Source organism: Komagataeibacter kakiaceti JCM 25156 (assembly GCF_000613305.1).
Genome location: NZ_BAIO01000869.1, coordinates 1 through 623 on the forward strand (window position 1 = coordinate 1; position 623 = coordinate 623).

At 67.7% G+C, this 623-nt stretch carries 1 protein-coding gene; it reads left to right on the forward strand.

From position 1 onward, the window contains the following. Window positions 1-623 (forward strand): AAA family ATPase (locus tag JCM25156_RS19670; protein WP_025814500.1); only part of this gene is annotated, 623 nt, incomplete at both ends.

Here is a 623-nt window from a genome sequence, read left to right on the forward strand (position 1 = left end):
TCCGCCGCGCGCGCGCAGGCTGGGGCTGGACGCGCCGACGCTGGAACTCGCCGCCGCCATCAACGTGGCCGACATCGTCGCGACGCTGGAGGCGGAAAGCGATCTGGCGCTGGTCGTGATCGACTCCATCCAGACCATGTGGATGGAAACGGTGGAAAGCGCGCCCGGCACCGTAAGCCAGGTCCGCGCCTGCGCGTTCGAACTGATCCGCCTGGCCAAGCAGCGCGGTTTCAGCCTGATCCTTGTCGGCCATGTCACCAAGGAAGGGGCGCTGGCCGGTCCGCGCGTGCTGGAACACATGGTCGATGCGGTGCTGTATTTCGAGGGGGATCGCGGCCACCAGTTCCGTATCCTGCGCGCGGCCAAGAACCGCTTTGGCGCCACGGATGAAATCGGCGTTTTCGCCATGACTGATCAGGGGCTGGAGGAAGTGCCCAATCCCTCCGCCCTGTTCCTGGCCGAACGGCGCGGCCATATCGCGGGCTCCGCCGTGTTCGCGGGCATGGAGGGCACACGCCCCGTCCTGCTGGAAGTCCAGGCCCTGCTTTCACCCAAGGCGGGCGACGGCGGTGCGCGCCGTGCGGTCGTGGGGTGGGATACAGGGCGGCTGAACATGCTGCTGG